Origin of the sequence: Parasedimentitalea psychrophila, from assembly GCF_030285785.1 — a bacterium.
GTDB lineage: Bacteria > Pseudomonadota > Alphaproteobacteria > Rhodobacterales > Rhodobacteraceae > Parasedimentitalea > Parasedimentitalea psychrophila.
Genome location: NZ_CP127247.1, coordinates 4,167,566 through 4,182,233, shown reverse-complemented (window position 1 = coordinate 4,182,233; position 14,668 = coordinate 4,167,566). Strand labels below are relative to the sequence as shown.

General features: G+C 53.7%; 9 protein-coding genes and 3 pseudogenes. 7 read left to right on the top strand and 5 right to left on the bottom strand.

Features of this window, described 5'->3' with window-relative positions:
• Positions 1-426: 426 nt before the first annotated feature.
• Positions 427-1,665, bottom strand: a pseudogene (locus QPJ95_RS20240) (IS30 family transposase).
• A gap of 514 nt (positions 1,666-2,179) precedes the next feature.
• Here QPJ95_RS20240 and QPJ95_RS20235 point away from each other — a divergent pair.
• From QPJ95_RS20235 to QPJ95_RS20225, 3 genes are all read left to right on the top strand, one after another.
• A complete protein-coding gene (locus tag QPJ95_RS20235) occupies positions 2,180-3,313 on the top strand; it encodes an IS110 family RNA-guided transposase (RefSeq protein WP_270921009.1) in 1,134 nt (377 codons plus the stop codon).
• Positions 3,314-3,630: 317 nt separating this feature from the next.
• Positions 3,631-4,134, top strand: a complete 504-nt coding sequence (locus tag QPJ95_RS20230) for a GNAT family N-acetyltransferase (RefSeq protein WP_270921008.1) — start codon at positions 3,631-3,633, stop codon at positions 4,132-4,134.
• Between the two features lie 683 nt (positions 4,135-4,817).
• The gene (locus QPJ95_RS20225) at positions 4,818-5,942 is read left to right on the top strand and encodes a Hint domain-containing protein (RefSeq protein WP_270921007.1); all 1,125 of its coding nucleotides are present in this window, start codon (positions 4,818-4,820) and stop codon (positions 5,940-5,942) included.
• A 710-nt stretch (positions 5,943-6,652) separates the two neighbouring features.
• On the opposite strand, the gene QPJ95_RS20220 is transcribed toward QPJ95_RS20225, so the two are convergent.
• On the bottom strand, positions 6,653-7,402 hold the full coding sequence (locus QPJ95_RS20220) for a hypothetical protein (RefSeq protein ID WP_270921006.1): 750 nt from the start codon (positions 7,400-7,402) through the stop codon (positions 6,653-6,655).
• Between the two features lie 661 nt (positions 7,403-8,063).
• Between QPJ95_RS20220 and QPJ95_RS20215 the strand changes: the two genes are divergently transcribed.
• The 3 genes from QPJ95_RS20215 (at position 8,064) to QPJ95_RS20205 (ending at position 10,058) form a co-directional block, all read left to right on the top strand.
• On the top strand, positions 8,064-8,372 hold the full coding sequence (locus tag QPJ95_RS20215; RefSeq protein ID WP_270921005.1) for a DUF4389 domain-containing protein: 309 nt from the start codon (positions 8,064-8,066) through the stop codon (positions 8,370-8,372).
• Between the two features lie 70 nt (positions 8,373-8,442).
• Positions 8,443-9,240 carry a M55 family metallopeptidase gene (locus tag QPJ95_RS20210; protein ID WP_270921004.1) on the top strand — a complete coding sequence of 266 codons (798 nt, stop codon included), beginning with the start codon at positions 8,443-8,445 and terminating at the stop codon, positions 9,238-9,240.
• Positions 9,241-9,563: 323 nt separating this feature from the next.
• Positions 9,564-10,058: a GNAT family N-acetyltransferase gene (locus QPJ95_RS20205; RefSeq protein ID WP_270921003.1), complete on the top strand. Its 495-nt coding sequence runs from the start codon at positions 9,564-9,566 to the stop codon at positions 10,056-10,058.
• 134 nt (positions 10,059-10,192) lie between these two features.
• Here the strand turns inward: QPJ95_RS20205 and QPJ95_RS20200 are convergent, their stop codons facing one another.
• A complete protein-coding gene (locus QPJ95_RS20200; protein ID WP_270921002.1) occupies positions 10,193-11,110 on the bottom strand; it encodes an MYG1 family protein in 918 nt (305 codons plus the stop codon).
• A gap of 304 nt (positions 11,111-11,414) precedes the next feature.
• On the opposite strand from QPJ95_RS20200, the gene QPJ95_RS20195 reads away from it, so the two are divergent.
• Positions 11,415-12,332, top strand: a complete 918-nt coding sequence (locus QPJ95_RS20195; protein ID WP_270921001.1) for an IS110 family RNA-guided transposase — start codon at positions 11,415-11,417, stop codon at positions 12,330-12,332.
• Between the two features lie 93 nt (positions 12,333-12,425).
• Here the strand turns inward: QPJ95_RS20195 and istB are convergent.
• Positions 12,426-13,190, bottom strand: a pseudogene (gene istB, locus QPJ95_RS20190) (IS21-like element helper ATPase IstB).
• A pseudogene (locus QPJ95_RS20185) lies at positions 13,187-14,342 on the bottom strand (IS21 family transposase). Before QPJ95_RS20185 ends, istB begins: the two co-directional pseudogenes overlap by 4 nt.
• Positions 14,343-14,668 lie beyond the last annotated feature (326 nt).

Below are 14,668 nucleotides of genomic sequence, written 5' to 3'. Positions count from 1 at the left end.
CTAGCAAAGGAGGGTTCTGGAAATGTTCCTTTAGGGGCTTCCCCGACTCACTGACCTCCAATATTCCCGGCTCATGCTCAAACGCGGCGGCGCGCGCCTTTCAGTTATCCCAACACATCAGCTCTGGCTTGAATGCGCCTGCGGGCACAACGGGCCGGTCAATGTTGCCGCCATCATCGCCAAGTTTGGCGATCAGATTACGGTGGGCGATGCGATCGAGAGGCTGCGGTGCTCACTTGGAGAACAGCAGTAAATTCCGCATTGCCGCCGTTGAAGCTGACCGCAGCGAAATTCCGGTTTCCGCCCTAAGTACCTATATGTGCATGGTGCAGCAATTGGGCCACTTCCCTCGCCTATAAATGTCGAGAACGACCCTGACCTGCCGTTCGTGACAAACCCGTCTAACAGCAGCTCCCAGCTGCGGTTTCAACCGGTGGACGCAACACAGGCCTCAAATTTCTCTGCTGGTGTCTGATATTGCAAGGTCTTTCTCGGCCGCTCGTTGAGTTGGCGTGCGACAGCGCTGAGTTTGGCTTGGCTGAAGCCAGATATATCAGTGCCTTTGGGGAAGTACTGTCTGAGAAGGCGGTTGGTATTTTCGTTGCTCCCGCGTTGCCACGGGGACTGAGGATCACAAAAATTGACATCGATATTCGTGGCGGTGGTGAATTTTCGATGCCCTGCCATTTCTGATCCGCGATCCCAAGTCAGGGGTTTGTAGAGCTCCTTGGGAAGCTTTCGTGCTTGTTTGATCAGGGCTGTCGTCACGCTCTGGGTGTCCTTGTTCGCGACTTTGGCCAGCATCACGAAACGGGAATGGCGCTCAACCAGCGTCGCGATGTAGCTGTTGTTCGATCCTGCGATCAAATCGGCATCCTATTAGCTGACAGGTGATGCTTGCATCACCGAGAGGCCAGTGGCCGGGAACGGCACGATCTTCGACCTCGGCTGGGCGTTCGCTAATCGAAACAGCATTTTTGATTTTGCGCAACTCAAGGCCCTTTTGAGTGGCGTGTCTGGAGCGTCGGATCGCACGTGGGCTGCGCAGGCATTCCTGCAATTCCTTCTTCAAAACCCCTCGGGTTTGGACATAGAGGCTGCGATATATCGTTCTCCTCTCGGGACATTGCTGCGCAATACCCTGCCGGGCAATGCATGTGACACGCGGTTTTTCTCTTCATCAGGATATTTGCGTTTGAGCCACCCTGCAATTTGCTGCGGTGACCATTTCCGACGCAGCTTGCGCGCTATCAACTGGCACAATGGATCGTTGAACGAGAGCTTACACAACTTGGGCCGAATTGCGCAGTCCCAGGCGCGCTGGTCTGGTTGGGTGGCGCGATAGGCTTGGCGTCCGCCATTCCTGCGAACCTCTCGGCTGATTGTCGAAGGCGACCGGTTCAGGCTTTGCGCGATTGAACGAAACGACTGCTTTGCGACAAGCCCACGGGAAATCTCCTCCCGTTCAATGAGGCTCAAGGTCCATCGCGACCGCGTGCGATCAGCGGGCCGGATCCCACCAGTTCGCGCCAAATTAGGGAAAATCGAAGACGACGCACGATTGAAGTGACGTCCAATCGAACTCATTGACTCACCGCGTTGCCAACGATCCCACATCTCGGACTTCTGTTTGTCCGTATAAAACGTCCGTGTGCGATACTTCATTCAAAACACTCCATCTTTCTCAAAAGATTAAAGTGTTGCGGCGACCCATTGAAACCACAGCAGGAAGCGGACTCGCGGCCCAACTCCAGGGCAACCGGTGCGCTCGTGTAGAAAAGGGCGGGAAGTCGACATTCGCTGCGGTCTGCTCTAACGGCAAGTCAGCGGACAAAGCGTCAATTCGCTGCAGATGCACCAACGACCGGTATGAAGTCTTTTGGGTTAAATCACGGACGGGCCAAGCGCTCAAACCGGGATTTTTGGTAGCTTAATCGATCTGGATTCTGGTTTTTCATTAGTGACGACTTTTTCAGGCTGACTAACTGCGCATTGCTGCCGTTGGTGACAAACACGTCTAACGGCGGCTCCCAGCCCTTCTACGACATTCGTGCTGGGTGCAGCATGACGCGGTATATCGAGCAGAAAGGGCAGGGAGCATGCGTAATTGGGCTGCCCCTGTTCTGAGGTTGAGCTCCTGATAAGTTCACAGAATATCTGTGAACAAGGGAGGTACATGATGGAATACTTTGTTGGACTAGATGTTTCGCTGCGATCCTGTGCGGTTTGCATTCTTGATGGCAAGGGAGCGGTGATGTTTGAGCGGGAGCTGCCTTGTGAGGTCGGCGATATCGCAGATTGCCTTGCAAGCTTTCCGCATCCGATCGAACGGGTCGGCTTTGAGGCGGGCACAATGAGCCAGCACCTATTCTTCGGTCTGACCGACGCAGGGTTCGATGTTGTTTGCATGGAGGCGCGGCAAGTGAACGCTGCCCTGTCCCCGATGCGGAACAAAACCGACAAGAACGACGCCCGTGGGATAGCTCAGGTTCTACGCACCGGTTGGTTCAGCCCTGTCCATATGAAGAGCCGTGAAGCTCATGGTATCAGGGCGTTACTCAGCACCCGTAAGGCACTGCTCAAGAAGACGATGGATCTGGCCAATGAGGTCCGTGGTCTGCTGAAGATATTTGGCATCCGTCTGCCCAAAACTGTGAAGCACGGTAGCTTTGATGGCGTCGTGCGCCCCTTGATCGAGATGGATGACATTCTTGCACATGCTCTGGTACCTCTGCTCGACGCGCGGGTCGTATTGTATCAACATTATTTGGAACTGGATCGACGGGTAAACCGTGCGGCAAGCCATGACAAAGTTTGCATGAGATTGATGACGGTCCCCGGAGTTGGCCCTATCGCGGCACTTACGTTCAAAGGCGCTATCGACGACCCCACACGGTTCAAACGGTCTCGCACTGTTGGCGCACATTTTGGGCTAACACCCCGACGATACCAATCAGGGGAGCACGATAATCCAGGTCGCATATCGAAGGCTGGGGATCGAGATGCACGCGCAGCGTTATATGCCGCTGCTAACGCACTGCTCATGAGGGCGATGGCAGGGTCGCAGATAAAGTCCTGGGGAATGCGATTGCTGCGCACCAAAGGTCGACGTCGCGCTGTAGTCGCCGTCGCACGCAAACTGGCCGTCCTGTTGCATCAATGTGGATCGGTGGCACAGAATTCCGTCAGGATCAGGTGGGAGGCACGGCATGAGTTAAAACGCCGACCACCCAACCCTAACGGGGTCGTCCCTCACTGGACGAGGTTCGTGCCCTCTCGGGCATGGAAACATGCCCTGTCTGGTAATAGATGAAGCCGAAAATGTCTGCTGCGCAACTTGAAGCGCGCCGGAGAGCGGGGCTCTTCACTGCCGATCCTACATATGCGTGCAGCGGTGCCATCAGAGCGCCAAAACAGACTGCGAAGAGAAGCGTGACCCGGATGAGAGACAAGGACTCAGAAGAAAGAAGGAAAATGAGCTTGACCCAAACACCCAATTAGAGAAGCGCGACATTCGTCGCGCGCCGCGCCAATGCCTGCTAAGCTGGACCTTGCTGCGGTTGCTCAATTGCAAAAAATGTTTAGGTTTTCCGCAGAGTTCGTGAGATTTCGTCTGAGGGTCCATTACCTATGTCTGCCATTCCTATCTTGGAAACAGAGCGCCTGATTTTGCGCGTACCGAGGACAGAGGACTGGTCTGAATACTCTGTGCTGATGATGTCGGAGCGCTCTGTATATATGGGTGGCCCTTTTTCGCTTGATGCTGCATGGGGTCTGTTTTGTCACGACGTCGCACAATGGACTCTGATGGGACATGGCGCGCTGATGATCGAAGAATGTCAGTCTGGCTTGTGTTTGGGGCAGGTAGGCATCAACTACGGTCCGCTTTTTCCAGAACATGAATTGGGCTGGTTTGTCTATCCTCATGCAGAAGGCAAGGGATATGCCTATGAGGCTGCACTTGCATTAAGGCACTGGGCATTTCGTGAAAGGAAACTCGATACATTGGTCAGTTATGTCGATCCACCCAATACTCGATCCCGCTCGCTTGCCGAAAGGCTAGGCGCTGAGTTGGATACAGAAGCACCGCGCCAAGACCCCACAGATTTAGTCTACCGACACCCAAAAGGTTAGTCCGTATTGGGCTCCGATCTGCCGTTAGCTGCGATTCGTTCGAAGGTCCGCTGAGGGTCGTTCGCTCATTAATGGGCGCATGATGTGGTCCAATTGCTGCACCATGCACATATCGACTAGAAGGGCGGTTTCCAGTCATCCACTGCGCGCTGAACAAACGGCTGCTGTGCGGACATCCCCGCCGGTCGCCATTCAGTCAGAAGTGACAAGTCCGACCCACAGCTGACCATGGCGAGTATCCAGCTAACGGCGGCTCAAAAGCCGATAGACGACGTCATTTTCATTGCAAGCGATGAGAAACGTTGCGCCGTTTTTGGTTCTACAAAGCCAAATAAGTCACACCTCGTAACCTACAGTTAGATATTTTTCGCTAGATAATTTTCTAGGAGGCGATTTGACACCGCTTGGATTGCGACCCGCACCCAAGCGTCTCAAGGAGAAATTTTCCGTAAAACCATGAGGATCTATTAACAGTGGCACATCTTTGGACATCAGGCAGCGCACCATTCTTGGTTTGGGATAGCCGCTTCAAGCACACAGAAAAAACTCCGGTGTTTCCCAATGGGTTTTAGGAGGCAAAGACAGACCTTCGAGAACAAAATTCGGTTGATGAGTGCCATTGAGAGGGTCTGGGATTGGTAGTTTTAGTTTTCTCCGGAGACCAAATTGGCGCGCAGTTCTCTATGGAAGAGGACAATAATGTCGATGTTGATTGGAGTATAGGTGAAACACCATTCTTGGCGACTGACATTGTGCGGATCGAGATCAAGGACGCCCACGTCGACGCCAATGGCGAGTTTGATGGAGACGAGGTCTGGTTCCAATCCTTCACTGTTGAACGCGACGGCGAAATCCATCAATTCGAAGTCGATAGCGGCTCCAAAATCAAGGAAAGCGGTGATGGCTCAAATGCTGAACAGGGCGATTCCTATTTCGTTCTAAATGATAGCGTTGCCCCCCCTTCGTCTGGACCATTCGCTGGGTTAGACGAGCAGACCTATCTGTTTTCGTCTGATGTTCACTTCGACGGCGGGCCTAACACCTACATGCTAGGGCGCATTCAGGATTATGACTTCAACGAAGACACAGATACCATTGATCCTGGTGAGGCTGGAAACGCCAACTTTAACGTACAGTCTGCAATGGCAGTCTGTTTTCACGCGGGAACACTGATTACGACCCCTGACGGCGACGTTTTTGTGGAAACACTCAAGCCGGGCGATTTGGTAATAACAGCGGACCGTGGGCCGCAACCAATAGTCTGGGCCGGAAGTACCTCTCATCGCTGGTCAAGCGCGGCAAACAAGCAGAAACCGTTTATTTTCCCGGCCGGCGTTTTAGGAGCTGGGCTCCCAAAACGCGACTTAGTTGTTTCGCCCCAGCACCGCATGTTGCTGCCTGTTGAAAGTCAAAAGGGCGGAGGGTTGGCTCCCGCAAAAGGAATGACAGGCCTGCCAGGCGTCCGGCAATTGCATGGAAGACGTTTTGCGGAGTACATTCACCTGTTGTTTGAACAACACGAGATTATTTTCGCTGAATGTGCTCCCAGTGAAAGTTTTTTCCCCGGCCCCATGGCGATGCGCAATTTGTCTGCTGAAAATGTAAAGCAAGTTCGGCAGGTCATCACGGAACCGAGTTCCAAACTGGGCGTGGGGAATTTCAAACCCGCGCGACCGTTCCTGACTGTCAAGCAAGCCCAATTGCTAATCACCAAAACAAATCAATGCTGGACGCATTCGGATTTGCAAGCCATGGGACTTCCCCTTGGCCGGGTTACTATGAGAGAAAATGAACTGGTCTATATTTAAGGCGGCTCCTCAGGTCACTTCCTCCGTTGCTCACACCCTTGAGTAAAAGAATAATTCTCTGGTGAGAAAAAGTGTGTTCGAGAATTAGTGGAATAGGCCAGCGAACATCTGCTTTTGACGTATTGGGAAACCGTTCTCTCTGACAAAATTCTGCAGGAGCAGCATTGGTGACAATGGGCTCCTGACCAGTTATTCGCTGCGGTCGTCACAAATGGCGGCAATGGGCCATTCGCGACATGTCGGCGCGTCCTGGGGGGGCGACGTTGCAAAGGTCAATAACTGCGCATAGCTGCCGTTGATGCAGATCTCAGCGAAGGTCCGTAACCCGCCCTTAATGACGAAATGTGCAGGGCGCAGAAATCAGGCCACTTCCTCTCCCCTCAAGGTCACTAACGGCCCTAACCGGACCTTGGCGCACAATGCGTCTAACGGCGGCTCCCAGCCCTTCTGCGACATTCGCGCTTAGTGCAGCATGGCGCAGCATTTGGGGCACGAAGGGCGGGCTCCAGTCATTCGCTGCGCCTCGCACTAAGGTCAGCTATGCGGACGAAGTTTCGATCCGTTTCGACAATACCAATGTCGAAATTGGAGTGAGTGCAAAAAACGGTTGGTTAATCAAATGCTGTAAACGTTTCAATTTGCGAGGTGCTGCGACAAGCAAAAACTCACGTGGAATCTCACGGCCTCCTCAAATAATTGACGGGACAGTCTCACCAAAGAATTGCCGCTTGGCGCTTTGCCATAGCCAGCAAACCACTCTCATCAACGCAATATTCCTCGACTGGTTTGGTTCCCTTGCCTCCCGCAAGAAGCGTGGCCTCCGGAATATCAACAACGGGTCGCTCTTCAGCATTCAGTTCATCCCTGCTGCGGCGGGCTTCTCCGAGCAGGCCCTCCGACGTCACATTGTTCATGGAGCGGGCATCATATGCCAGTTCGACGACATAGTGCTTTCCGGCTTGTTCATGATCAGTAATGAGCTTGAGGAGAGGCAGTGCTTGCGAATTTTTGGCATAGCGATCCCCCACATGTTTTCCGCAGAAGTGAGGCCCGGAGAGGTAACCGAAAGCCTTGACCGCATTCAGACCATCGCAGTCTGACTGGAGCAGGATCCATTTTACAATTTCGTATGTTATTGAAAAGTCGTAGTTCAACTGAGAAATCACCGAAAACCATAGCGATTGATCGCGATGGACCTCAAGAAATGGAATGATGTCTTCCGGCGATACGGTGAACGAATTCAGGGGTTGGCCGAAATACTCACCATCCCGGTATAAGGCTCGGTTAGGCACCGGAACCATATCATTCGGATCAGCGGGATTATCCTGCGGTCCCGACTTCAACAATTCAATTTCTGCCTGGTAGTGATTGAGACGCTCCTGAGAAGGTTTGCTTGGTTCGCGAGGCACAAGAGTTTTTGATGATCGTACACCCAATATTGATTTCAAAATTTTCAGCACAGTTTGTCTGCTCCAGAAGTAATCGCTTCAATCAAAAGCTTAGGAAAACAATATACTCTTTTCAAAGCACCTGAAATTTGGCAACAGTCAACCTTCAACTGAGACATTGCCTCAGATCCGATCCTACCAGACGGGGTGCCAAATTCGTCAGAGGGCTTTTTGCAACCATACAGCTTGAGGATTTTAATCCAAAGCTTGCTCTACACGACTTGGCTGGCCGCTCGCCACAAGCTGACGCTGGTGCACTTTGCAGCTGAGCTCCTTTCGGCCATTCGCTGCGGTGGTCATGAACGGCCGATTAGGGCCGGCCGCAGCCCATAGTCGGCTTCGCACCCTGGACTTTGCAAAGGTCAATAACTGCGCTTAGCCGCCGTTGGAGTTGACCGCAGCGAAGGTCCGGAACCCGCCCTTCGTGTCCCTGTGTGTGCAGCGCAGCATAGGTCGAACGATTTCACAGCCAACAATAGAACTCTCCGCAACAATGCTCACCCCGAAACATTTCAAATTCGCGGCCATTCTGAAACGTAACGACTAGATGTTGATCACCATTACACACGACTCAAAATTCAGCTAGCGTCTACCGTGACCAAGGCTAGTCTTCCCGTACAGCCCAGTAACGATTTGTGCTAGGATTGCCGCAACCAAAAGAACAGGGATACAAATGGCTGAATCTGACGAAGAAAAAATAGCCGGGCGCCTTCACGGCGAGCAGATCGAACCCGAGAGCGAGGAAAATATACTGGTCCGGCTGGTCTACATGTTGCTGATCGCTGTCATGATATCTCTCGCCCAAACAATTCTGGGCGCGGTAACCGTGTTGCAGTTTGTTGTCATGTTGATCAACAACAAACAGTCGAATGAACGGCTTGCCGATTTTGGCACCGATCTGGGTATATGGATGGCAAAAGCGGCGCGTTTCCAAACAGCTGCGAGCAACGTCAAGCCCTGGCCCTGGACGGAACTGGACTGAAATTGGGGTCCCAGAGCTATTTGCTTTGTACCTGCCAGAAAACAATGGGCAGAATTGAAGGGTAAAGAGAGTGAAAATTTTCATAAGCGCCGATATTGAAGGCACCGCGGGAATAGCCAGCTGGGACGAGGCGCGTAAAAGCGGGCCAGACTATGGTGAGTTTCGCGAGTATATGAGCGCCGAAGTTGTTGCTGCTTGCGAAGGCGCTTATGCAGCGGGTGCCCGTGAAGTAGTGGTGAAAGATGGCCATGAAACTGCGCGCAACATCATTTCTGCACGACTACCTGATTATGTTACGATTATCCACGGTTGGCCTGGAAACCCACATTCGATGATGTGCGGTCTTGACGAAAGTTTTGACGCTGCACTTTTCACTGGCTACCACGCCAAAGCCGGCAGTTCAGCCAACCCTCTCGCACACAGTTTCAACGGTCGGATCTCTCGGTTTTACTTCAATGGAGAGTTGTCCTCTGAATTCACACATAACGCCCACATTGCGGCATATCACCAAGTGCCATCAGTCTTCATATCTGGAGATCATGGCATTTGCGGTGACGCTGCTGCATTGGTCCCAAAAATCCGAACTGTACCTGTCTCCACAGGTATTGGCCCTGCCTCTGCCTCGATGACACCGCGGCGAGCCTGCACAGAAATTCGCGCTGGTGTTGAAGCAGCGTTGAAAGGCGATCTCTCCGCCTGCATGTTGACCATGCCGGATGAGGTGGACATGCAGATCGAATATTCAAACCCAACTGAGGCCTACCGCTGCAGTTGGTATCCAGGGGCCGAGCTATTGTCTGACTGCCGACTGCGTTTCCGTCACAAAGATTTTTTTGAAGTTATGCGAGCATTTCGGTTTATCGGATAGGCATAGGCAATACCAATTCTCCACCTTTTAACTTGGGATCTACAACGCCGGGACTGGGATTGAACGAAGGAAAACGGACCATCTCTACGATGAGTGTCATTTGCCTATTCGCAGACTCTGGTGGCCTTCACTCCAGTCTGTACAACTGGTGCTTTCGGCCCTTTTCGGCCATTCGTGACTACTGCGGCGAAGGGCAGGTTCGAGCCCATTTGAACCAATGCTGCGATGCACATGAATGGCGGCTTTCGCTGGACGCACCGTAACTGGTCAATTGTTTCGGAAGAAAGTTTTCACCGAAGAACTGAAATGCTATTAGTTTAGTCATGAGAATACGTGATGAAATTTCCGGCGACGAAGCAGCGATACACGAGCTGACGAAAATTGCCTTCGCACCAGTCGAAATGAGCGATGGCAGCGAGCCGCAGATCGTCGATGGCCTTCGTGAGAGCGGTAACCTCACCCTCTCACTTGTCGCTATGGACGACGATCAGATCGTTGGTCACGCCGCCTTTTCTCCGGTGACTATATCGGGTTCCGGAGGGCAATGGTTTGGCCTTGGCCCCATCTCGGTTCACCCGGAGCGTCAACGCGCAGGTATAGGGCGGCAGCTGATTGAAAAAGGTCTGGAGAGGCTTCGGTCACTTGACGCTGACGGTTGTGTCCTTGTGGGCGACCCAGCCTACTATACGCGCTTCGGCTTTTCATCTCCCGGCGATCTTACATTCGGCGAGGTCCCGACGAAATTTGTGCAGGCGCTCGCATTCGAGGCCAAACTGGCCAAAGGCGAAGTGCAATACGCTTCCGCCTTTGGGGGCTAGCGGTCGTCTTCCCTATTTCAACAAGGCGGGGATGCTCTTGAAGCAAGCGGACGTTTGAAAACCAGAGACGAATGGCAGGTTTGTCCGCTCAGCAGTCGTTGGTGGTCGACGCAGCGAACGACCGTTCCCTGCCGTTATTGAACGTCTTGCACCGCAATTTCGGCCATTTCCAGGATCGCCTCGCGTGTGCTGGCAACAGCAATAAAGCGAGCGGTATGGCAAAATTTAGCGCCTTTGACACCGCTCACATCTTCGAGTCCGGTATCCGTCAGGCCAGCCCAAGCAGCTGGCAGATCGGCGCGTTGGTTGAAGGTATCATTTGACAGCTTGATCCCGTTGAGTGTCCAGTCATCGCCGCGCGGATGGATCACGAACAGCATGTGGTCAGCCTCGGCCTGGTCGAGTGCAGAGCGGTAGGGCATGCCCATGGGAAGCTCCAGAATGGGTGATGTACCCGCTTTGGCGATGGCCTCGATCACGATGCCCTGCGCGCGGGCTTTCGCCGCGAGATTGCGGATTTGGGCTTCAACAAAACGCCGCGCAATGGGCAAGGCGGCAAAGAAAGCATCGTCGTCAGCCGTTGGCGACGGATCGTCAAATACCGGCTTCAAGCTTCCCAAAAGCGCGGGCAAAGTCAGGATCGACAATGGCCCCGCGACAGACGGTTCCATTGCGCCGTTGTCCAACAGGTCAATTGGCAGCACAAATTTGGTATCAAACTTGGAATGGATGGCCTCGACGTCATCCCTTGGAACGTCCATCGCCGCCAGATACGCCCGCCCATAATGCGCCCATATCAGACCAAAGGAGCTGAACGGTTGACCATCGCCGCGCAGCGGGCCAGGACGTTGGTGGTGGTCAAAGATCTGCGCCTCGCCGTCGTAAGCGCCTCCTACATCGAAAATGATTTTATGAGCCGCTGGCGTGACCCATTGCCGATCCCTATTGCGTAGCAACTCCGCCTGAGGAAACAGGCGTGTGAGCACTGCAGAAGACAACAACTCGTCCGCATGGAAGCCGCCAGAATGGGTGACAAGATGGGTGATGGTCATGGGCGCGTTCCAAAGGGTTGATCAAATGGGAAAGGCGACCAGCTTGGCCGCCTTTTGAAGGATGTAAAAGATTGTTTGTCAAAGGTATGCAGCCAGATCAAGAATTAAATTGTAGGAGAGAAACTACACTTTGATCAGCACGGATTCGTCTTCTTAAATCCTCGCCCAATCAACAACTTCATAGACGTCCCCTTTTCGGGGCGAAGCATAGATCATCTTGGTTTGCGGCCATCGTTCTCTTCGGGCGAACGAGGTTCAATATACTGGCCTCATAAATCACAAACCGTACAGGACGACGACGATCATGTCATATTTTGTGGGGCTCGATGTATCCGTCAAATCAGTCGCGATCTGTGTTGTTGAAGGCGATGGTGCTGTCATAGTGCGTGGCGAGGTCTCGTCTGATCCGGATCAAATAGCTACCTTTCTGTCCTTGCACGCACCAAATGCAGAACGAGTGGTCCACGAGAGCGGGATTCTGGGGATCTGGTTGACCCAGGAGCTTTCAAGCCGCTGCGTTCCGATTATCTGTATTGATGCGCGACTTGCTCACAAAGCGCTTTCGGGTCGCATCAACAAGTCTGATCGAGGGGATGCTGAGGGATTGGCCCATCTGGCCCGAACGGGCTGGTTCACCGAGGTTCATATCCGCAGCGAGGCGTCTGAGCGCATCCGCGTGCTAATAGGCACGCGTGAACGCCTGATCCGGATGCGCAAAGATCTGGAAGGGCATGTCCGTGGCGTTTTGAAAGTCTTTGGGGTCTGCATGGGCGCCGTAGGGAGATCAAAGATGCGGCAAGACTTTCGCGATCAGCTTGCCCAGGCAAGGGCTGTCGATCCCGTGATCCCTGTCATGGTGGAGATGTTCAATCCGATCCACAAGGCACTCTGCGCTGCGACCGAAGCAATGGATGATGAACTGAGAACGATTGCGCGTCAGAGCAATCTCGCCGGTCGCCTCATGACTGTGCCGGGCGTAGGCCCCATCGTCGCTCTGGCGAATACTGCCACGCTTGACGACGCCGCACGGTTCAAAAAGTCGAAGGATGTCGGCGCATTTCTCGGTCTCACACTGCGAAGGTATCAGTCTGGCGACATGGATTGGTCCGGGCGCATCTCGAAGTGCGGGGATGTCAACGGCGGAGGAATACCGGCCAGTGCGGCGGAGCAAAAGCAGGCCACTTTGCGTAATGGCGGCTTAGGCATTTTTGTGATGGATTGAGGGACTTGTTTGGGCGCTCGCCTTGGAACGCACTGCTCTCATATAGCAATCGTGTACCAAGGCGCATTGGGCGTAAGGCCAATTATGCCGAGGTTACTTGTTGGCTCTGGCGAGCCGTGATCGGCTTTGGTTCAGTCGGTAGCTTTTACCGTTCATCTCAAGGATGTTGACGTGGTGGGTCAGCCGGTCCAGCAGCGCTCCAGTCAGGCGCTCAGAGCCGAATGTTTCCCTCTATTCCTCGAACGGCAGATTGCCGGTGATGAGGGTTGAGCCGCACTCGTAGCGCTGCGAGATCAGCTCGAATAGCAGTTCAGCCCCGGTCTTGCTTAGCGGCACGAAGCCCAACTCATCAATGATCAGCAGTTTGACCTTGGCCAGTTGCCGTTGCAATCGCAGCAGCCGCTTCTCATCGCGGGCTTCCATCAACTCGTGAACCAAAGATGCCGCGGTAACGATGCTGACCGGCATCCCCTTTTGGCAGGCCGCCAACCCCAGACCGAGGGCGACATGGGTTTTGCCGGTGCCTGATGGGCCGAGGGCAATGACATTCTCTTGGCGTTCGATCCACTCACAGCGCGCCAATTCCAGCACCATCATCTTGTTCAGGCTCGGGATCGCCTTGAAGTCAAAGCTGTCCAGGCTTTTGACCGCCGGGAATTTTGCCAACTTGATCCTGCGTTCAACCATGCGCCGTTCACGGTCGATCAGCTCCAACTCTGTCAGGCGCGCCAGGTAGCGGACATGATCCACGCCTTCAGCGGCACAGATGCGAGCTTGCTTGTCATGTTCGCGTAGGAAAGTTGGCAATCTGAGTGTTTTGAGGTGATGGGCGAGCAGCAATTCGGGTGCATTTGTCATGGCGCATCGCTTGCCAGCAAGCTCATGTAAGTTGTGGCAGAGGTTGTGGCGATGTTGGTTCTGGGCAGGAACGGGTAGAGGTCCAGATCCAGCCGGGGCGCGCGCCGTTCCACCCGACACAGCACCAGATGTTTGACTGCATCGAAACTGATCGCTCCCTTCTGCAAGGCGTCCCTGATGGCACAGTGCAGCACCTCCAACTCAAAGCGCTCCAGCAGGCGCAGAACCTGTACGTACTCACGCTTTCCAGCTTTGCCTTGTCGGGCTTCAAGCAGCCGCTGAAGTGTTGCGAAGGCCTCTGGCAAATCCCAGTTTTGCAGCGGGGCGGCCTGATCAAAGGACATGATCTTGCGCTCAATCAGCCGCAGATAGTGTATCGGGTTAAACACCATATCACCTGTGGCATAGGATCTGGGGCGATCTGCGATCACCTCAGCGGCGCAGCCGATAACGACACGATCAACGAAGCCTTTGATCCACACGTCGCCCCTCTCGGGCATGTAAACATGCCCTGCCTGGCAATGGGTGGCCGTAGGCAACAGGAACGGAATAATCATTGCCGCGGCACCGCGCCAAAAAACGCAAACGCATGCACATGACCATCCAGCCAAGCCTCGGTGTTCGCCGCAGGATACGCCCGGACATAACACGCATCGCTGTGCGGCAAATCCAGTGCAAAGAAATATGCCTTTTGTTCAACACCGCCGATGACAACCAGAGCTTCGCCAAAGTCAGCTTGCGCATGCCTCCCTCTCACACATGCTATGCATGTGTGAGAGGGCAGCGGGTCGGATGGCTCAGCGGCACAAACATCTCAAGAGAACCGCGCTTCTTGGTCCGCACATAATCTTTGACGATGGTGTAACAGCCGCCGAACCCACATTCAGCACCGAGCCGCTCAAAAATGCGTTTTGCAGGGTGGCGTTGCTTGCGAGGGCGTCCTTTGTCTTCAGCCAGCCACTGGTCAATTTGATCCGCATACGCATCCAACTTCGGACGCTTGACCACCGCTGTTCGCCGATAACCAGGCGGTTCCGAATACACCAACATCTTCGATACACTATCTTGGCTGATCCCGAAATCGCGGGCAATCTGCGGCCCGCTCAAACCATCCTGAAAATGAGCGAGCCGCACCTTCAAATACAAATCCACGGTCAAAATCCTCACACCCTCCCGACTATCGAAAGGGCAAAAGTGGCCGGCTTTTACGCCGCCCGCGACACCACAATGACGCCGCTACCGTGGCCGAGTATTGATCCGCCGCTTACAACCCAATTGGCCGGGAGTACATCGGCGAAGAAGACGGTCTTCCTTACCGTGCCTTTTCAATGCCGTGCGACCAACTGGTAAACGCAGGTTTCTGCGGAGGATATGAATCGTATGCACACTTGCAAAGCAGTCATGCTTAAGGCTTCAGCTTGTCGCAAGTTGGCCAATGTTGGAAATTTGGAAAGATTCTTGGGGTCATTTTCTCAGTA

Bases quoted from the DNA above. Each gene is read 5' to 3' on its own strand.
- QPJ95_RS20200 (WP_270921002.1), bottom strand. From the start codon at position 11,110: ATGACCATCACCCATCTTGTCACCCATTCTGGCGGCTTCCATGCGGAC.
- QPJ95_RS20205 (WP_270921003.1), top strand. From the start codon at position 9,564: ATGAGAATACGTGATGAAATTTCCGGCGACGAAGCAGCGATACACGAG.
- QPJ95_RS20215 (WP_270921005.1), top strand. From the start codon at position 8,064: ATGGCTGAATCTGACGAAGAAAAAATAGCCGGGCGCCTTCACGGCGAG.
- QPJ95_RS20225 (WP_270921007.1), top strand. From the start codon at position 4,818: ATGGAAGAGGACAATAATGTCGATGTTGATTGGAGTATAGGTGAAACA.
- QPJ95_RS20235 (WP_270921009.1), top strand. From the start codon at position 2,180: ATGGAATACTTTGTTGGACTAGATGTTTCGCTGCGATCCTGTGCGGTT.
- QPJ95_RS20195 (WP_270921001.1), top strand. From the start codon at position 11,415: ATGTCATATTTTGTGGGGCTCGATGTATCCGTCAAATCAGTCGCGATC.
- QPJ95_RS20230 (WP_270921008.1), top strand. From the start codon at position 3,631: ATGTCTGCCATTCCTATCTTGGAAACAGAGCGCCTGATTTTGCGCGTA.